The sequence below is a fragment of the Micromonospora sp. NPDC049645 genome (assembly GCF_040675155.1).
Taxonomy (GTDB): Bacteria; Actinomycetota; Actinomycetes; order Mycobacteriales; family Micromonosporaceae; genus Micromonospora.
In genome coordinates this window covers 616,377-634,646 of record NZ_JBFAOI010000001.1, presented here as the reverse complement: position 1 = coordinate 634,646, position 18,270 = coordinate 616,377, and the positions used below count along the sequence as shown (strand labels likewise).

The 18,270-nt window shown below is 71.9% G+C and carries 19 protein-coding genes; 12 read left to right on the top strand and 7 right to left on the bottom strand.

The annotated features are described in order from the left end of the window. Nucleotides 1-68: 68 nt before the first annotated feature. Nucleotides 69-302: a winged helix-turn-helix domain-containing protein gene (locus AB0J33_RS03045; RefSeq protein WP_363609216.1), complete on the bottom strand. Its 234-nt coding sequence runs from the start codon at nt 300-302 to the stop codon at nt 69-71. Nucleotides 303-665: 363 nt separating this feature from the next. Here AB0J33_RS03045 and AB0J33_RS03040 point away from each other — a divergent pair, with 363 nt between their 5' ends. Beyond that, nucleotides 666-935, top strand: a complete 270-nt coding sequence (locus AB0J33_RS03040; protein WP_363610204.1) for a DivIVA domain-containing protein — start codon at nt 666-668, stop codon at nt 933-935. Then, nucleotides 932-1,201 carry a hypothetical protein gene (locus AB0J33_RS03035; protein ID WP_363609214.1) on the top strand — a complete coding sequence of 90 codons (270 nt, stop codon included), beginning with the start codon at nt 932-934 and terminating at the stop codon, nt 1,199-1,201. Before AB0J33_RS03040 ends, AB0J33_RS03035 begins: the two co-directional genes overlap by 4 nt. 65 nt (nt 1,202-1,266) lie before the next feature. Here the strand turns inward: AB0J33_RS03035 and AB0J33_RS03030 are convergent, their stop codons facing one another. After that, entirely contained in the window at nt 1,267-2,184 is a 918-nt protein-coding gene (locus AB0J33_RS03030) for an RNA polymerase sigma-70 factor (RefSeq protein WP_363610202.1), read from the bottom strand. Nucleotides 2,185-2,353: 169 nt separating this feature from the next. Here AB0J33_RS03030 and AB0J33_RS03025 point away from each other — a divergent pair, with 169 nt between their 5' ends. Continuing rightward, nucleotides 2,354-2,839: a carboxymuconolactone decarboxylase family protein gene (locus AB0J33_RS03025; protein ID WP_363609212.1), complete on the top strand. Its 486-nt coding sequence runs from the start codon at nt 2,354-2,356 to the stop codon at nt 2,837-2,839. Between the two features lie 123 nt (nt 2,840-2,962). On the opposite strand, the gene AB0J33_RS03020 is transcribed toward AB0J33_RS03025, so the two are convergent. Together AB0J33_RS03020 and AB0J33_RS03015 are read right to left on the bottom strand one after the other, a co-directional pair. Continuing rightward, on the bottom strand, nt 2,963-3,925 hold the full coding sequence (locus AB0J33_RS03020; RefSeq protein ID WP_363609210.1) for a zinc metalloprotease: 963 nt from the start codon (nt 3,923-3,925) through the stop codon (nt 2,963-2,965). Nucleotides 3,926-4,082: 157 nt separating this feature from the next. Next, nucleotides 4,083-4,835, bottom strand: coding sequence for a TIGR03089 family protein (locus AB0J33_RS03015; RefSeq protein ID WP_363609208.1), 753 nt, complete (start codon nt 4,833-4,835; stop codon nt 4,083-4,085). 143 nt (nt 4,836-4,978) lie between these two features. Between AB0J33_RS03015 and AB0J33_RS03010 the strand changes: the two genes are divergently transcribed. Continuing rightward, nucleotides 4,979-6,091: a hypothetical protein gene (locus AB0J33_RS03010; RefSeq protein ID WP_363609206.1), complete on the top strand. Its 1,113-nt coding sequence runs from the start codon at nt 4,979-4,981 to the stop codon at nt 6,089-6,091. A gap of 54 nt (nt 6,092-6,145) precedes the next feature. Then, nucleotides 6,146-8,449 (top strand): esterase-like activity of phytase family protein, encoded by a 2,304-nt coding sequence (locus AB0J33_RS03005; protein WP_363609204.1) that lies wholly within the window; start codon nt 6,146-6,148, stop codon nt 8,447-8,449. A gap of 183 nt (nt 8,450-8,632) precedes the next feature. On the opposite strand, the gene ligD (AB0J33_RS03000) is transcribed toward AB0J33_RS03005, so the two are convergent. Beyond that, nucleotides 8,633-9,550, bottom strand: coding sequence for a non-homologous end-joining DNA ligase (gene ligD, locus AB0J33_RS03000; RefSeq protein WP_363609202.1), 918 nt, complete (start codon nt 9,548-9,550; stop codon nt 8,633-8,635). Then, entirely contained in the window at nt 9,540-10,481 is a 942-nt protein-coding gene (ligD, locus tag AB0J33_RS02995; protein ID WP_363609200.1) for a non-homologous end-joining DNA ligase, read from the bottom strand. Before ligD (AB0J33_RS02995) ends, ligD (AB0J33_RS03000) begins: the two co-directional genes overlap by 11 nt. A gap of 85 nt (nt 10,482-10,566) precedes the next feature. On the opposite strand from ligD (AB0J33_RS02995), the gene AB0J33_RS02990 reads away from it, so the two are divergent. From AB0J33_RS02990 to AB0J33_RS02965, 6 genes are all read left to right on the top strand, one after another. Further along, the gene (locus AB0J33_RS02990; RefSeq protein ID WP_363609198.1) at nt 10,567-11,598 is read left to right on the top strand and encodes a Ku protein; all 1,032 of its coding nucleotides are present in this window, start codon (nt 10,567-10,569) and stop codon (nt 11,596-11,598) included. 73 nt (nt 11,599-11,671) lie between these two features. After that, nucleotides 11,672-12,310, top strand: coding sequence for a DUF4241 domain-containing protein (locus tag AB0J33_RS02985; protein WP_363609196.1), 639 nt, complete (start codon nt 11,672-11,674; stop codon nt 12,308-12,310). Between the two features lie 146 nt (nt 12,311-12,456). Beyond that, nucleotides 12,457-13,134 (top strand): FKBP-type peptidyl-prolyl cis-trans isomerase, encoded by a 678-nt coding sequence (locus AB0J33_RS02980; protein WP_363609194.1) that lies wholly within the window; start codon nt 12,457-12,459, stop codon nt 13,132-13,134. A gap of 188 nt (nt 13,135-13,322) precedes the next feature. After that, on the top strand, nt 13,323-14,150 hold the full coding sequence (locus AB0J33_RS02975; protein ID WP_363610200.1) for a hypothetical protein: 828 nt from the start codon (nt 13,323-13,325) through the stop codon (nt 14,148-14,150). Between the two features lie 32 nt (nt 14,151-14,182). After that, nucleotides 14,183-14,836, top strand: a complete 654-nt coding sequence (locus AB0J33_RS02970) for an HAD family phosphatase (protein ID WP_363609192.1) — start codon at nt 14,183-14,185, stop codon at nt 14,834-14,836. A gap of 28 nt (nt 14,837-14,864) precedes the next feature. After that, nucleotides 14,865-15,875 (top strand): NADPH:quinone reductase, encoded by a 1,011-nt coding sequence (locus tag AB0J33_RS02965; protein WP_363609190.1) that lies wholly within the window; start codon nt 14,865-14,867, stop codon nt 15,873-15,875. Between the two features lie 186 nt (nt 15,876-16,061). Here the strand turns inward: AB0J33_RS02965 and AB0J33_RS02960 are convergent, their stop codons facing one another. Further along, entirely contained in the window at nt 16,062-17,696 is a 1,635-nt protein-coding gene (locus AB0J33_RS02960; RefSeq protein WP_363610198.1) for a fatty acid--CoA ligase, read from the bottom strand. A 71-nt stretch (nt 17,697-17,767) separates the two neighbouring features. On the opposite strand from AB0J33_RS02960, the gene AB0J33_RS02955 reads away from it, so the two are divergent. Further along, the gene (locus AB0J33_RS02955; RefSeq protein ID WP_363609188.1) at nt 17,768-18,259 is read left to right on the top strand and encodes an NUDIX domain-containing protein; all 492 of its coding nucleotides are present in this window, start codon (nt 17,768-17,770) and stop codon (nt 18,257-18,259) included. Nucleotides 18,260-18,270: the final 11 nt, after the last annotated feature.

Sequence of the window (18,270 nt, the reverse complement as noted above, 5' to 3'; positions counted from 1 at the left end):
GCGATCGGAGGTTGATCGCGGCCGAGCAGAAAGCAGACGTTGGTATTCAGTCGGCAGTTGAACGCTAGCTAGTCGGTCGCCGGCCGAGCCCCAGTCACGTACACGCCCTTGCCTTGATGACCTTCGACCAGGCCCTCGGCCTGCAGGATCAGCAGCGCGGATCGAACCGGCTCGGCGGAAACACCGTAGCGCGCAGACATCTCCCGCAGCGAAGGCAACTTCGCTCCGGATCCGTACTCCCCGGACGCGATCTTGTCGCGGATGTCCTGGGCTATGCGCTGACGGTCTGAGATTCGGGGCATGGCAACTCCTGGTAGGCCCCAAGATCTTCCCACGCCCACACGCCGTCGGCCAAGGCTTCGCCTGCTTAGCATGCTCAGTGCTTGCACTTACCATGCTTTGCATTATAGGTTGCTCCACGGATACCCGGCAACGGATCGCCTGGTAGGCAGCCGGCCTCCCGGTTGGGCATCCACCACCGCTGGCACGGCTGGCACCCCCGGTCAGTCGTGCCAGCACCAGCAAGAGACAAGCGGCCCTGCTGCCATACCGCCGATTCAGGCTGCGGTGGCAGGGCGGGGTGGTCTCCGCCGCCCGCAACCGGCGGAGGCCGCCCCTTCCACCTTGGCGACCCGACGAAGGGCGGTCACCGCGTGCCAAATCTGATCCGCCGGCTGGTGAGCCGGCACAAGGAAGCACAACCGCCGAGCGAAGTACCCCGCAACCTGCGCCCGTGGCAGATCCGGGAGCGGTGCTTCAACGGCCGCCGGCGCGGCCTCGACCCGGTCGAGATCCGCGCGTTCCTACACCGAGTAGCCGACGAACTCGCCGTCGCGCAGACCGCCCTGGTCGCGGTGCAGGAGGAGAACGTACGGATCAAGAACGCACTGCGCGCCTGGCAGAGCACCAAGTCGGCGAGCCACCGTCCCCGATGACCGAGCGCTGGGTGATCCACCTGCCGGTCACCGCACCCGACCTGCTCCGGGCCCGGATCTTCGCCCGGACCGCCGCCCGCGTGCTGGCCCGGCTCAGCGCCCGCGTCGAGCCCGGCGGGGTCACCGTCTCGGCCGAGGACCAACAGGGCGTACGACATTGGGTCTTCTGCGACCGGCCGCTGCCGCACGGACGCGGCCGGTGTGCGCTGGCGGCGGACCACACCTCGGCGTGCGCGCCACGCCCGCCGTGGGCCCGACGGCGCTGAATCGTCTACGTCATCAACTCCACAGGTGGAGACAGCCGCGCCGCTGGGCGACCGGATGACGAGGGTCAGCGGCTCAGGACGGTCTCCTGCTCCATGTGTGACAGCTTCGCGGGATTGCGCACGGCGTAGATCCCGGTGACGAGGCCGTCGTCGATGCGTACGGCCACGACGGTGTCCAGCTCGCCGTCGAGGTGGACGATGAGCGCCGGGTAGCCGTTGACCTGCGCCGGCCGCAGCGAGGTGACGCCCGGCACCTTGCCCCACCCACCGGCCAGCAGGCGGGCCACCTTGTCGGCGCCGAGGACGGGCCGCGGGACGGCCTGCTTGACGCCGCCGCCGTCGCCGAGCAGGACGACGTCCGGCGCGAGGATGTCGAGCAGGCTCTGGAGGTCGCCGGTTTCGGCGGCCCGCTGAAACGCGTCAAGCGCGCTCCGGGTCTCGGCCGCGGACACGACCTGGCGGGGTCGGCGCGCGGCGACGTGCGCGCGGGCACGGTGGGTGATCTGGCGGACGGCAGCCGGGCTCTTGTCGACGGCTTCGGCGATCTCGTCGTACCCCAGGTCGAACACCTCACGCAGCACGAACACGGCGCGTTCGGTCGGTGCGAGGGTTTCCAACACCAACAGCATGGCCATCGAGACGCTGTCGGCCAGCGCAATGTCCTCGGCCACGTCGGGGGCGGTGAGCAGCGGCTCGGGCAGCCAGGAGCCGACGTAGGACTCCTTGCGGCGGCCGAGCGTCCGCAGCCGGATGAGTGACTGCCGGGTGGTGATGCGGACCAGGTAGGCGCGCTGGTCGTGGACCGTGCTCAGGTCGACGCCCGCCCATCGCAGCCAGGTTTCCTGGAGTACGTCCTCCGCGTCTGCGGCCGAGCCGAGCATTTCGTACGCGACGGTGAAGAGCAGGTTGCGGTGGGCGAGGAACGCCTCGGTTGCCCGGTCCGGGCGGTCGTCGTCGGCGGTGGTCTGCGGCGTGCCCACCATGGGTGACTCCTGTTCGCTCTCGACTGCGTCGCCCATCAGATGCCGGACCCGGTCGTTCTGTGACACCTGCGGCCTGTGGCGGTCGTCACCCCGGCCGCGCCGTCACAGATCGGAGATGGCCGGCATCTCATGGTCGTCCGATCGAACAATGCGAGTGAAGGACGGAACCATGGACGCCCGTTTCAACATGTTCGACAACGAGACCGCGATGAAATTCTTCAAGCGGTTCGCGAACGCCGGCCAGGTGATCCAGCGGTCGTCGCTGCCGCAGTCCACGCAGGAGCTGGTGTCGTTGCGGGCCAGCCAGATCAACGGCTGCGGTTGGTGCATCGACATGCATACCAAGGAGGCAGTGGCGGCCGGTGAGAGTGCGGTCCGGCTGAACCTGGTGGCCGCCTGGCGTGAGGCCACCGTCTTCACCGAGGCCGAGCAGGCCGCGCTGGCGCTCGCCGAGGAGGGCACCCGGCTCGCCGACGCCCACCAGGGCGTGTCCGACGAGACCTGGGATCAGGTGCGCAAGCACTACGACGACGACCAGATCGCCGCGCTGGTCGCCCTGGTCGCCCTGATCAACGCGGCCAACCGGCTCGCCGTGATCGTGCACCAGCGGGGCGGTTCGTACCAGCCGGGCATGTTCGCCGCCGCGTTCGACTGAACGGGAGGCGTGCCCGGTCCGGGATCATCCGATCCTGGACCGGGCACGCCGACCATCAGCGGAGGCGATGTGGGAGCCGACGCTGCGCTGGTCGCGGCCCGCCAGCCGCCGACAATGCCTGCGTCAGCCGGCGCCGCCGGCGCGGAACGCCACCCAGGCGTCGCTCATCCGGTCGGCCTGGCCGGCGGTGAACATGTCCATGCAGGAGTCCTGCGTGTAGTCCATGAAGTTGTGGATTGGGTCCAGCCCGGGTGCGGTGCAGGTGTCCGCGCCCACCGGGCAGTCGAACTGCGGCGCCGCCTCGCGCGGGGTGTCCGCGACGAAGTCGCCGGACGCGGAGCAGCCGTGCGCGAAGGTGTGCTCCAGCATCAGCCAGTGCCCCACCTCGTGCGTCAGCGTGTCACCGAGGGCGTACTTCCCGGCCGTGCCACCCGGCATCGACTCGTCGAGCATCACCACGCCGTCGATGTAGTCGCGGCCGTTGTTGTAGCCCTTCGGGAAGTACGCCCAGCCGAGCAGCCCGCCGCCGATGTTGGCCGCGTACACGTTGAGGGTGCGGGAGTCGCCGGTGTACAGGGCCTTCTTCATGTCCCGCTCGTTCTTGCCCGGCTCGACCGTGTACCAGGCGCTGTTCACCGTCCACGTGGTGTCGATGAGCGAGAACCGGAACGGTGTGTCGGAGGCGTCGCCGGCCGTACGGCCCGCGAACGAGTCGTTGAGCACCGTCATCTGCGCCGCGATCAGCGTGTTCCACCTGGTCGTCTCGGCCGGGGTGAGCGGATGGTCGGAGACCATGTGGAAGACCGTCGGGATGGTGACGCTGCCGTTGGCCAGGCGCGGCGCGTCCTTGATCACGCCGTAGGCGTTGGCCTCGTTCTTCGAGTACAGCTCCGGCTCCTGGGCCGTTGCGCCCGCAGTGAGCCGGGCGGCGCCGTGGGCGTCGACACCCGGGTCGCAGGCCATGACGCCCGGGGAGGCGGTCGCGGGGGCGGCCGTGGCCAGCGCACCGGAGGCTCCGCCGGACGCCAGGAGCGTCGCGGCGGTGGCGGTGAGGACGGCCAGTCGGAAGGTCGGTCTCCTGTGCATCGTTGCACCTTTCGGTGAGGGAAGCGGTGCGGGTCGATGACGTCGTCCGGGGTATGAAAACACGCCGACGGCATCGACAAAAGCCCCTCTGAACAGGGCGGATGCCGATGTAACGGAACAGGATCGCGGAGCGCTGTTTGGCCCGGTCGGGCGTGCGTCAGAGCACCCGGGTCACCTGTTCGGCGGCGACGACCGCGTCCCGCCGGGCCGGATCGAGGTTGGCGCTGATGACCACGGACGCACCGACCGAGAGCGGCGCGAGCAACCACTTCAGCGGCTGCTCGGTCTCGGCGGCGTCGACCAGCAGTCGGTCGCCGGCGCACAGGTCGAGCATCCCGGCGAACTCCTGGGCGAGCGCGCCCCACTGACCGTAGGTGGTGCCGTCGGCGGTGGCCGGGTCCGACGGGCGGATGGCGGTGTGGTCGGGCGGGGCATCGCCGTGCCGAAGCACCTCGGCGGACCAGTCCAACCAGCCCAACGGCACGTCGTCCAGCCGCCCCGGGCCGGTGCCGACGAGGTAGCGGTGCGTCGCGTCCGGCACGTCCTCCAGCCAGTCGTCCTGCCGCTCCGGTGTCACGAAGACCGCGTCGAACGGCCGGTCGCCGCCCGGTTCGAGCACCGCCAGGCCCGCGGTGGCGCGCGGCCGGAACGACACCGCCAGGCCGGAGGCCCACGCGCCCAGCAACACCACGGCGGTACGCCAGTGCGCCGGCAGCAGCACCGCCACGCGGCTGCCGGGGCCGAGCCCGCAGCCGTCCCGCAGCAGGCTGGCGCTGCGCGCCGCCCACGACCCGACCTGCTGGGCGGTCAGGTCGACCCGTTCCCCGGTCGCCTCGTCGCGGTAGCTGAGCAGCGCACGCTCGGCGGCGGTGGGCTGCGCCGCAGGATCGGTCATGGCGGTCGGCTGCATCTTCACGCTCCCCGGGTGGCGACGTCGCCCCCACCCTACTGAACGACTTTGGTCGCGACGGTCGTCGGCCGATGGCCGTTGCGGCTGGCCGGATGGCACCCGCACGGTACTGGTGACTTCCGAGACGTCGCCGAGGAGTGCCGATGCCGACCGATCCCGAGCCTGTCACGGCCGACCATCCCGCCGCTGGCCGCCCGGTCGCCGCTGGCCGGCTGCCGCTGCGCCGCCGGCTCCTGCCGGTGATCGCGTTGCTACTGCTCGCGCCGTGGGCGGCCGAGTGCTCGTGGGGTGGCTTCGCCATCGACGACTTCCTCCCGGTGCTGATCTTCCTGGGCCCGATGTACGGCGGCGCGGCCATCCTGATCCGGGAGACCGCCCGGCACCTCGGCGCGGGCTGGCCGACGATCGTGCTGCTCGCCGCCGCGTTCGGTGTGCTCCAGGCCGGGCTGGTCGACCAGTCGCTGTTCAACCCCGACTACCTCGACGACACCCAGTACGCCGACCTGCGCGTCGCCGCCGAGGCGTCGCTGGTGCCGGGGCTCGACTTCAGCCTCCGGCAGGCGTTCGACTACGTGGGCAACCACATTCTGCTGACCATCTGCGCGCCGATCGTGCTGATCGAGTCGTTCCTCGGGCCGGAGCGGCGGCTGCGGCCGTGGCTGGGCCGACCCGGGCTGGCCGTGGTCGGCGTGATCTACCTGCTCGGCAGCCTGCTGGTCTTCTCCGACAGCAGCGGCCGGAAGGGCTTCCTGGCCAGCCCGCTCCAACTGGCCTTCGCCGCGATGGTGGTAGTCACACTCGTTACGACCGCCCTCCTGCCGCACTGGCGACGCCCGGGCCGCCGGGCCGGTGGTGCATGGAGGGCAGCAGAGCAAAGCGAGCCGCGCCGCATTCGTCGGGCGCCGCATCCGCTGTGGGTGGGGCTGCTGATCCTCCTCGTTCATCTCGGCACCGACCTGACCCCCGGCTGGGCGGGGGTGGCTATCGCCCTGGGGCTCGCGGCTGCCGTCGGGGGCCTGGTCGCGTACTGGTCGTCGGGCGTGAACTGGGGGCAGCGACACGTGCTCGCCGCCGGCGCGGCCAGCCTGGTCAGCGCCGCCGCGTTCGCGTACCTGGTGCCGCCGTACTCCCCGGCGAGCCCGGCGGCGGCCCTGGCCGGCGACGTCGCGGTCACCGTCATCACCGTCGCCCTGGTCGGCGGCGCCTGGTGGCGACTGAGCCGCGCTTCGCCCGCTGTTCACGTCGCCGCAAGCTGATGCTCCCCGGCAGGTGTCAGCCTCCGTGCGGGTACGACCTAACGGAGGAAGTCCTTGACACTCAGAAGAGCATTCACCGCGCTCACCGCAGCCGGTGTCGCCGCCGCCAGCCTGACCGGGGCCGCCCCGGCCACGGCCGGCGGACACCATCACCCGCGCGCGTCGCTCGCCTTCGACCGGGTCGCCACGTACCCGGTGTTCCAGAACCGCCCGGCCGGCGAGGACCCGGCGACCCCGACGGTCGCCGAGATCTCGGCGGTCAGCGAGGACGGCCGCACCCTGATCCACACCGACGCGCTGGCCCGGCGCATCGGCTTCCTGGACATCTCCCGTGCCGACCGGCCGCGAGGGCTCGGCACGCTCTCCCTGGCGCAGCTCGGCGACGCCGAGGACGAGCCGACCTCGGTCGCGGTGGTCGGCAGGTACGTGCTGGTGGTGGTGAACACCAGTGCCAGCTACACCGAGCCGTCCGGGCGACTCGACGTGATCGAGCTGGCCAGCCGCGAACGGGTGGCCAGCTTCGACCTCGGCGGTCAGCCCGACTCGATCGCGATCAGCAAGGACCAGCGGTACGCCGCGATCGCCATCGAGAACGAGCGCGACGAGGAGGCCACCCCGCCCGGCGGCGAGGAGGGCGATCTGCCGCAGGCGCCCGCCGGTTTCGTGCAGATCGTCGACCTGACCGGGAAATCTCCGGCCGGTTGGCGGCTGCGGCCGGTCGCGCTGACCGGCGCCGACGGCAGCGCGCTGCCCGCCCTGGCGCAGGCCGGCCTCGCCGCGCCGACCGACCCCGAGCCGGAGTACGTCTCGATCAACAGCCGCAACCAGCTGGCCGTGACGCTCCAGGAGAACAACGGCGTCGCCCTGATCGACCTGCCCACCGGCCGGGTCACGAAGGTGTTCGGCGCCGGCACCGCCACGATCAGTGGCATCGACACCAAGAAGGACGGTGTCATCGACCTGACCGGGAGCATCACCGACGTGCCGCGCGAGCCGGACGCGGTGGCCTGGGTCGACGACCGCTATCTCGCCACGGCCAACGAGGGCGACTGGCACGGTGGCACCCGGGGCTGGTCCGTCTTCGACAGCCGCAGCGGGCGCGTCGCCTGGGACGCCGGTAACACGTTCGAGCGGCTGGCCGTCACGTACGGGCTGCACAACGAGGACCGGGCCGGCAAGAAGGGCACCGAGCCGGAGGGCGTGGCCGTCGCCGAGTACGACGGCGTCCGGTACGCCTTCGTCGGCTCGGAGCGGAGCAACTTCGTCGCCGTCTACGACCTGAGCGACCCCACCCGGCCGGTGTTCCGGCAGCTCCTGCCGACCACCAACGGGCCGGAGGGGCTGCTGCCCATCCCGTCGCGGGGGCTACTCGCCGTGTCCAGTGAGGAGGACGACGCCGCGGTGAACGTACGGGCGTCGGTGTCGCTCTTCCAGCTCGGCAAGGGCACCCCGACCTTCCCGAGCATCGTCTCCGGCACCGACCGGGCCGGCGCCCCGATCGGTTGGGGCGCGCTCGGCGCGCTGAGCGCGGTCCCCGGCGCGCGGGACCAGCTCTACAGCGTCACCGATGCGGCGTACAGCCAGACCCGCATCCTCGCCATCGACGCGAAGCGGACCCCGGCCGTGATCACCGGTGCGCTGCCGGTGAAGGACGCGGCCGGAGCCCCGGTCGGGTACGACGCCGAGGGCATCTTCGCCCGGCCGCAGGGTGGCTTCTGGCTCGCCGTGGAGGGGGCCAAGGGCGCGGAGAACAGGCTGGTCCGGCTCGACGCCACCGGGGTCACCCGGCAGACCGTCCCGCTGCCCGCCGAGGTCGCCGCCGGCCTCGGCAAGCAGGGCCTGGAGGGGGTCACCGCGACCAACCGGCAGGGCCGGGAGATCGTCTGGGTGGCCGTACAGCGGGAGTTGAGCACCGACCCGGCCGGCGTCGTCCGGCTCGGCCGGTACGACGTCGCGGCGGGCACCTGGAGTTGGTTCGGCTACCAGTTGGGGGCTACCACCGTGCCCGGCGACTGGATGGGCCTCTCCGAGATCACCGTGGTCGGCGACCGGCTCGCGGTCATCGAGCGGGACAAGCTGAACGGCCCGGTCGCCACGGTCAAGCGGATCTACACGGTGCCGCTGCCGGGCGCTGCGGCGACCGGCCCGCTGACCGTGCTCCCGAAGACGCTCGCCGTCGACGTGTTGCCCGCGCTGCGCGCCACCAACGGCTGGACGCAGGAGAAGCTGGAGGGTCTGACCGTGGCCGGCAACGGCGAGGTGTACGCCATCACCGACAACGACGCGGTGCAGGACGCCACCGGCGAGACGGTGCTGCTGCGCCTCGGCTCCAGCCGCAAGGTCTTCGGCAGCCGCTGATCCGGTGCCGGCGGGCTGCGCGACACGTCCGTGCCGGTCCCGCCATGCCGGTGTGCTGTTGAGCGGTATACCTCAGAGGTATAGATATGACTCTTAGGTATACCGCTCACTGTCCCATCCGCCCCGACGGAGGTGACTGACAGTCACCGCCGACCGCCGACGGCGCCCACAGTCCCGCCAGGGTCAGCCCTTGGCCGGCAGTTCCGGGCCGCCGTCGAGCAGTGGTGCGAGCAGGTCGTCGTACTCCTCGACCCGCGCCAGGACCTCGGCGGCGGTGAACTGGCGGACGGCCGGCCTGCGGCCACGGGCGCCGGCCTCGACCTCGTCCCAGGTCAGCGGCGTCGACACCGACGGCACCGACTGGGCCCGCAGCGAGTACGGGGCGACTGTGGTCTTCGCCGCGTTGTTCTGACTCCAGTCGATGAAGACCTTGCCCGGCCGGAGGTTCTTCGCCATCTTCGACACGATCAGCTTCGGGTGGTCCCGTTCCAGCTCCTGGGCGATCCGGCGGGCGTAGTCGGAGACGACATCGGACGACTGGGTGCCGGCGATCGGGCAGCACAGCTGCATGCCCTTCTTGCCGGAGGTCTTCGGGTACGACTCGATGCCGTCGTCGGCGAGCCGGTCGCGCATCAGGACCGCCACCGGGCAACACTCGGCGAGCCCGGCCGGTGGGCCCGGGTCCAGGTCGACGACCATCATGTCCGGGTGCTCGCCCACCTTCCACTGCGGGGTGTGCAGCTCCAGGGCGGCCAGGTTGGCCAGCCAGACCAGGGTGGGCAGGTCGTCGGCGATCACGTAGTCGATGGTCTCCCGGCCCTTCGTCGAGCCGGGCGCGGGCAGATTCTCCACCCGCACCCAGTCCGGGGTCGCGGCCGGCGTGTTCTTCTCGAAGAACGACTTGTCGTCCACCCCGTTGGGGAAGCGGATCCGGGTGACCGGTCGGTCCCGCAGGTGCGGCAGCAGCACCGGGGAGATCCGCGTGTAGTAGTCGATGACCTCACCCTTGGTGAACCCCGCCGTCGGGTAGAGCACCTTGTCCAGGTTGGACAACTCCAGCGCGCGTCCCTCGACGTCCACCCGTAGCCGCTCAGCCGGCATCGTCGACCTCCTCCGGAGGCTTGTCCGGGCGCAACCGCAGCACCCGGGGGAAGCGCAGTCGGCCGTCGGGGGTGCGCTGGCCGTACTTCACCTCCACCACCACCCGGGGTGTTACCCAGATGGCGCCTCGGGCATCCTCGCGCGGCACCCCCGACGCGAACGGTGACACGCCGGAGCGCAGCGGCTCCAACTCGGCGAGGAGCTGCCGCTCGATGGCCGCGCCGATCCCGCCGCCGACCCGACCCCGGTAGATCAGCCGGCCGTCCGTGCCCGGCACCCCGACCAGCAGCCCGCCGACCCGGCGCGCTCCCGGCCGCCAGCCGCCGATCACGAAGTCGCCGGTCACCTCCAGCTTGACCTTCACCCAGTCCGGCGAGCGCACCCCCGGGCGGTAGAGGGCTCCGACCCGCTTGGCCATCACGCCCTCCAGGCCGTGCTCACCGGCCGCCTCGTAGGTCGCCGGGCCGTCGGCGAACACCGGCGGCACCGCCCAGCGGGGGCCACCGAGCGCCAGCGCGTCCAGCGCCTCCCGGCGGCGCTGGTACGGCCAGCCGGTCAGGTCGTCGCCGTTCAGCCGGAGCAGGTCGAAGATCATGTACGTGACCGGCATGGCCGCCGCCAGCCGGGCGGCCTTGTTCCGGTCCCGGACGTGCATCCGTTCCGCGAGGGCGGTGAACGAGGGCTGGCCGGTCTCGCCGAGCAGCACCACCTCGCCGTCGAGCAACGCGTCGTCGACCTGCTCGTGCAGGGCGGCCAGTTCGGGGTACGCGGCGGTGATCTCCACGCCGGAGCGGGCGTACAGGTGCTGGACGCCACCGGAGACGTCGGCCAGCGCGCGCACCCCGTCCCACTTGAACTCGTACGCCCAGCCGTCACCCGCCGGGAGCGGCCCGGTCATCGCTAGCATCGGCTTGATCGGCGCGCCGGGCACGACCCGACTGTAGTAGCAGGCCGAACACCTCGCGTCATGTTCTTCGGGATGCGAGCATGGTCGATACCGGCGAAGGGAGCGCAGAATGCGTGCCATCTGGAAGGGAGCCGTGTCGTTCGGGCTCGTCTCGATCGGGGTGAAGCTCTACTCCGCAACCGAGGAGAAGGACATTCGGTTCCACCAGGTGCACCGCGAGGACGGCGGCCGGATCCGCTACAAGCGCACCTGCTCGGTCTGCGGCGAGGAGGTCACCTACGACGACATCGCCAAGGGCTACGACATCGGCGGCGGCGAAATGGTGATCCTCACCGACGAGGACTTCGCCGACCTGCCGCTGACCAGCTCCCGCGCCATCGACGTGCTGGAGTTCGTGCCGGCCGAGCAGGTCGACCCGATCCTCTACAACAAGGCGTACTTCCTGGAACCGGAGGGCACCGCGACCAAGCCGTACGTGCTGCTGCGGGACGCCCTGATCGACTCCGAGCGGGTGGCCATCGTCAAGGTGGCGCTGCGCCAGCGGGAACAGCTGGCCACGCTGCGCGTCCGCGAGGGTGTGCTGCTGCTCAACACCATGCTCTGGCCGGACGAGATCCGTACCCCGGACTTCGGCTTCCTCGACGAGGACCTCAAGGTGCGTCCGCCGGAGCTGGCCATGGCCAGCTCGCTGATCGACTCGATGACCGGTGAATTCGAACCGGACGTCTTCACCGACGACTACCGGGCCGCGTTGCAGGAGGTCATCGACGCCAAGGTGGAGGGCCGGGAGGTCGTCCAGCCGGAGGAGGTCGAGCAGGCCCCCGCCGCGGCGGTGGACCTGATGGCGGCGTTGAAGGCGTCGGTGGAGCGGGCCAAGGCGGCGCGCGGCGAGGAGCCGGCCCGTGGTGGTGGCGGCGGTGGCGGCGCGCCGACGCCCATCTCGTCGGCCCGGTCGGCGCAGAAGGCGGCCGAGAAGAAGGCCGCCAAGGCGCCCGCGAAGAAGACCGCGGCGAAGAAGACGGCCGAGAAGAAGGCGGCCGAGCCGGCGAAGAAGACCGCCGCGAAGAAGGCCGCCGCGAAGAAGGCCGAGCCGGCGAAGAAGACGACCGCGCGCAAGACCGCACCCCGCAAGAGCGCCTGACCGTACGGCAGCGGCGGCGGTGTCCGCCGGGCCGGGTACGCTCCGCCGGCCGCTGGCGACCGGAGGAGCCCCCATGCCGTACACCCCTGACCTGGACCGGTTGCTGACGCCCGGCGCCCGCTTCACCGACCAGCACGGCGGGTACCAGATCGAGGTCCACCCGGTAAGCGACATCGTGCTGCCGACCGGCCGGGTGGTCGGCTGCGACCCGCTGGTCTGCCCGGAGGCGGAACCGTTCACGGTGACCGTGCCGCCGGGGCGGCACCCCGCGCGCGCCTGGGTGGCGGTGGTGCTCCGGGAGGACGCCGAGGTGGACCGGCGGGTGGCCGCGCTGGAGCTGGTCGTCTCCGACGAGCCCACGGTTCGCTGGGAGCCGGCCGTCGCGGGCGACCAGGATGTCGCCACGCTCGGCGCCGACGACTACTTCGGGTACGGGGTGGACGCCGGCACCGGCACTCTCGCCGACCCGACCGCGCTCGCCGCCCTGGAGGGCTGGGACTCCGACCGGGTCGAGGAGGTCTTCATCCCGGCCGAGCTGCCGTCCTCCCCGGTCCCGGGGCTGATCGCCGTCGTGTTGGACGAGGTCACCGGCGCCAACGTCGTCACGGTGTCCACGGGTTGGGGTGACGGCTGCTACGGCACGTGGATCGGCCGGGCCGCCGACGGCCGCGTCACCTCGTTCGTGACCGACTTCATGGTCGTCCCGGAATAACCGACCGGGAAAGCCCCGCAACTGCCGGGCTGGGCGATCCGAGGCGTCCGCGGCGGGCACGGTAGGCCGCGGTGCGGGTACCGTGTGCGTCGGCTTTCCCCCCGGCACCGGGTGCCGGCCACACTTCGCAGCAGGGAGTCGACGACGTGAGCGAGCGGACGCAGCAGAACCGGTCGGCAGGCCAGGACCAGAGCCCGGCGACCAAGTCGGGGCGCCGCCTGGCCGCCCAGTTGGCGGAGAAGAAGGCCGCCGACGCGAGGCGCAAGCGCAACGCGTGGATCAGCGGTCTCGCCGCCGTCGCCGTGGTCGGGGTGCTGATCGCCGTGTTCGTGACGATCGGTGGGGGCGACGACAAGGCGAAGAACCAGGCCGACGCGACCCCGTCCGCCTCCGCCCCGGCCCCCGACGAGGCCGGCGCACCCCCCGCTCCGCAGCTGCCCGAGGGCGCCGACCCGGCGCTGGGCAGCAAGCCGACGGTGACGCCGGGCACCGGTGACCTCAAGAAGCTCACGGTCACCCCGCTGATCAAGGGCAAGGGCGCGGCGGTGCAGAAGGGCCAGAACATCACCACCAACTACGTGGGGGTGTTCTACAAGGACGGCAAGGAGTTCGACTCCTCCTGGACGTCCGGGCAGCCGGCCACCTTCCCGATCGGCGTCGGCCGGGTCATCCCCGGCTGGGACCAGGGCCTGGTCGGCGTGACCGTGGGCAGCCGGGTGCAGCTCGACATCCCGTCGGAGCTGGCGTACGGCAAGGACGCCGCCGCCAAGGGCGCTCCCGAGGGTCCGCTGCGTTTCGTGGTGGACGTGCTCGCCGCCCAGTGACCTGTCCGGGTCGTCCCGGTTGTCGCCGGGCCGCGATGGAGTTGTTCACATGGGGCTTCCGGCCCGTCACCCAGCGGCAGTAGGTTCGGCGTCACCCCGGGCGGTTCGCCGCCCGGGGTGATCATCCGGACCGGGACGCGGAGGTGCATGTGACGGCGCTGGACGAGCCTGGGCGGACCGCCCGGTCGATGTGGGCGTACTTCGAGCCGGCGCACGCGGTCACCTACCTCCACCCCCGGGCCCGCGCCGCGTACGAGGCGGTCGGTCTGCGTGGCTACTGGCGCGGTTACTTCGCCGGCCGCGCCGCACCGCTGGGCGCCACCGAGGCGGCCCCGGTGGTCGCCGCGTTCTTCAACTTCGCGCCACCGATGGTGGCCCGCGCGCTGCCGGCGGTGTGGCGGTTGGCCACCCCGCAGGAGGCGCTGCGCGCCCGGCTGACCGGCGCCGTGCAGGCGCTCGCCGAGCTGACCTACGAGCTGCCGGAGTCACACCTGGCGGAGGCCGCCGACCTGCTGGAGCGGGCCGCCTCGGCGGCGCAGACCGCCGGCCGGGTGCTCGGCGCGGCCAACGCGGCCCTCCCGGTCGGGGAGTACCCGCTGGCGCGGCTCTGGCAGGCCGCCACCACGCTGCGGGAGCACCGGGGCGACGGACACGTGGCGGCGCTGGTGGCCGCCGGGCTGGACCCGGTGGAGACGTTGACCGTGCGGGTCGCGCTTGACGGTTCGCCGCCGCAGTACCTGCTGGGCCGAGGCTGGTCGGAGGAGCAGTGGGACGCCGCCCGCGCGCGGCTGACCCAGCGCGGCTGGCTGACCGGGGACGGCGCGGCAACCGACCACGCCCGGGCCGAGTTCCAGGCCATCGAGGACGCCACCGACCGGGCCGCCGCGCACCCGTGGCAGGCGCTCGGCCCCGACAAAACCGACCGGCTCCGCGAGCTGCTGGAGCCGATCGCCCGGTCCGGGCACACCCTGATCCCGGAGGGCAGCCCGCTCGGTCTGCCCGCGCTGCCCGGCTGACCGGGCGCCCGCCCGTCGGGCAGGATGGTCCCGTGGCGGATGCGGTGGTCTTCGACCTGGACGGCGTGATCGTGGATTCCGAGCCGGTGTGGGAGGAGGTCCGCCGGGCGTACGTCGCCGCGCACGGCGGGACGTGGCAACCGGACACGCAACGCCGCCTGATGGGGATGAGCACCGGCGAGTGGGCCCACTACCTCAGCGCGGAGCTGGGCGTCGACCGCACCGCCGAGCAGGTCGCCGTCGAGGTGGTCGAGGAGATGACCCGACGCTACCGGGACCACGTACCCCTCATCGACGGCGCCGACCAGGTCGTACGCCGGTTGGCCGCGCGGTGGCCGCTCGGGCTGGCCAGCTCGTCGCCGACCCGGCTGATCGAGGCGGCGCTGGCCGCCACCGACCTGACCGACGCGTTCGGCGCGACCCTTTCCACCGAGCAGACCGAGCGGGGCAAGCCGGCGCCGGACGTGTACCTGAGCGTCGCGCAGCGCCTCGGCGTCGACCCGTCCCGCTGCGTGGCCGTGGAGGACTCGTCAAACGGGGTGCGTTCGGCCGCGGCGGCGCGGATGCGGGTGGTGGCGGTGCCGCACGGCTCGTACCCGCTCGATCCGGACGCCGCGGGGCTGGCCGTGGTGACGCTGAACGCGATCGGTGAGCTGACTCCCGAGCTGGTTGACGAGCTGGGTTGACCCGGGCCGAGCGGGGTAGAGACCACGGATGAAGGCGATCGTGTACGAGCGCACCGGCGACCCGTCGGTGCTTGGTCTGGTCGACCGGCCGGTGCCGGAGCCGGGCGCGGGCGAGGTCCTGGTGCGGATGGCGGTCTCCGGGGTGAACCCGACCGACTGGAAGTCCCGCCGCAACTCCCCGCCGGACGGTTGGCAGATTCCCGGGCAGGACGGCGCGGGGGTGGTCGAGGCGGTCGGCGCGGGGGTCGACCCCGACCTGATCGGTGAACGGGTGTGGGTCTGGGAGGCCGCCTGGCAGCGACCGTGGGGCACGGCGGCGGAGTACACGCTGGTGCCGGTCCGGCAGGCGGTACGCCTCGGCGCTGCCGCGTTCGAGCTGGGCGCCGCCCTGGGCATCCCGTTCCTCACCGCGCACCGCTGCCTGACCGTCGGCGAGTTCATGCCGGACACGCTGCGGGCCGGCGCGTTGGCGGACCACACGGTGCTGGTGCAGGGCGGCGCGGGCGCGGTCGGCAACGCCGCGATCCAGCTCGCCCGTTGGGCCGACGCCACGGTGATCGCCACGGTGAGCAGCGCGGAGAAGGCGCAGCTGGCGGCGTCGGCCGGCGCCTCCTTCGTGATCAACTATCGGGAGCAGGACGTGGTCGGGGAGGTCCGCAAGATCGCCCCCGACGGGGTTCACACCATCGTCGAGGTCTCCCCCGCCCGCAACGCCTCGACCGACGTGCAGGTGCTGCGGCACGGCGGCGCGGTGTGCATGTACGCCGACGACGGCGGGGCTGAGGTGAGCATCCCGATCCGGGCGATGATGGCGCCGAACGCCCGTTGGCAGTTCGTGCTGGTCTACACCGAGCCGAAGGGAGCCAAGGCGCAGGGCGTGAAGGACGTGGCGGCGGCGGCCAGCCAGGGCGGCATCCGGGTCGGCGCGGACGCGGGCCTGCCGCTGCACTACTACCCGCTGGCCGAGGCCGCCGCGGCGCACCAGGCGGTGGAGGACGCGACGGTGGGCAAGGTGCTGATCAGCACCAGCGACGCCTGATCGGGTCGCCGCACCCCCGATTTCCCCGTCAGCGGGACAGAAGCGAACAACTTTCGCAACAATGACGGTGCGGGTCACCCCGCGTGGAGCGGGCGGCCCCGGCGCGGTGCGAACGCCGGGGCCGCCCCTGGGGAGGGTTGTTCAGGAGTACTCCCGCCCCAAGAGGCGACAGTGCCTGGGAAAACGTTACGGGGCTGTCAGCTCCCGGACAGTCAGCTCGCCCCCGGCGTACCGCGAACGGACGACCTTCTTGTCGAACTTGCCCACGCTCGTCTTCGGCACCGTGTCGATGAACGCCCAGCGCTCGGGCAGCTGCCAGCGCGCCACCGAGCCGGCCAGGAAGTCCCGCAACTCCTCGGCGGTCACCGAGGCGCCCTCGCGGAGCACAACGGTGGCCAGCGGCCGCTCGTCCCAGCGCTCGTCCGGGACACCCACCACGCACGCCTCCAGCACCGCCGGATGGGCCATCAGCGCGTTCTCCAGCTCGACCGATGAGATCCACTCACCCCCGGACTTGATCACGTCCTTGGCGCGGTCGGTCAGCGTGATGTACCCGTCCGGCGAGAGGGTGCCCACGTCGCCGGTACGAAGCCAGCCGTCGCGGAACTTCTCCTCGTCCGGGGTGTCGTCACCGACGTACCGGGCGGTCACCCACGGCCCGCGGACCTCCAGCTCGCCCACGGCCCGGCCATCGGCGGGCATCGGCTCACCCGACGGGCCGACGATCCGCGCCCGCACGCCCGCCGGCACCCGCCCCTGCGTGTAGCGGTAACGCCATGACTGCTCACCGGTCACACCGGCGGGCGGGCGCGAGACCGACCCCAGCGGGGACATCTCGGTCATCCCCCAGGCGTGGATGACGTCGATCCCGTGCCGCTCGTCGAACGCGTGCATCAGCGCCGGCGGGCACGCCGAACCGCCGACGATCACCTCACCGAGCGAGGAGGTGTCCACCTCGTGGGTGTCCAGGTAGGCCAACAGATCGGTCCAGATGGTGGGCACCGCACCGGCCAGGGTGGGCCGCTCGGCGGCGATCATCTCGGCCATCGGCGCGGCCTGGAGGAACCGGTCCGGCATGATCAGCGACGCGCCGGAGAGGAAGGCCGCGTACGGCAGGCCCCAGGACATGGCGTGGAACATCGGCACGATGGCCAACTCGCGGTCGGTTGGCCCGAGACCGAAACCCTCCGGCATGCAGACCTGCAACGAGTGCAGGTAGATCGACCGGTGCGAGTAGGCCACGCCCTTCGGGTTGCCCGTGGTGCCCGAGGTGTAGCAGAGCGCGGCGGCGTCGCGCTCGTCGACCTCGGGCCAGTCGTACGTGTCGGGACGGTCGGCGAGCAAGGCGTCCCAGTGGTGCACGGTGATCCGGTCGCCGGCGACCGCCACCAGTGGCTCCGGGTCGCCGCCGCCGACCACCACGACGTGCCGCACCGTGCCCAGCTCACCGATCACCCGGGCCAGCAGCGGGATGAGCGTGCTGTCGACAAGCACCACCCGGTCCTCGGCGTGGTTGGCGATGTAGACGACCTGGTCGGGAAAGAGCCGGATGTTGAGGGTGTGCAGCACCGCGCCCATGCTCGGCACCGCGAAGTAGGCGACCAGGTGCTCGTTGTTGTTCCACATGAAGGTGGCGACCCGCTCGTCGCCGGTCACCCCACACTCGTCGCGCAGCGCGTGTGCCAGCCGGGCGGCGGCCCGGCCCACCTCGGCGTACGTCATCCGGCGGGGTTCGGCGCCCGTCCAGGTGACCACCTCGGCCGTGCCGTGCACCCCTGCGCCGTGGTCGAGGATCCGGGAGATCTGCAGAGGGGCGTCCATCATCGTGCTACGCATGGGTAACAAGCTAGTGTCGGCGGTCACACGATGGGAACCCCCGTAAGTTGTCGCAGGTGAGCATCTCCTGGGCCGACTCATACGTAGGGCAGTTGCGCGCGCTGGCCGGGGACCGGACGCTGATGTTCGTCGGCGCCCGTGCCGTGGTCAACGACGACGCGGGCCGCATCCTGCTGATCAGACGTTCGGACAACGGCCAGTGGGCCATGCCGGCCGGCGCGATGGAGCTGGGCGAGTCGATCGCCGACTGCGCGGTACGCGAGGTCCGCGAGGAGACCGGGCTGCGGGCACTGCGGGTCTGCGCGTTCGCCCTCTACACCGGCCCGGACCGGACGAGCACCAACATGTACGGGCACACGTACCAGGTGTTCACGACGGCCTTCAAGGTGGAGGAGTGGGACGGGCAGCTGACCCGGGTCACCGACGAGACCACCGACGCCGGCTTCTTCCCCCGCGACCGGTTCCCCGCCCCGCTCTCCGCCTCGGTCGCCGAAACCCTCGCCGACCTGGACGTCTTCGAGCAGACCAACCGGCTCATCCTCAAGTAGGGCCGCGCCCC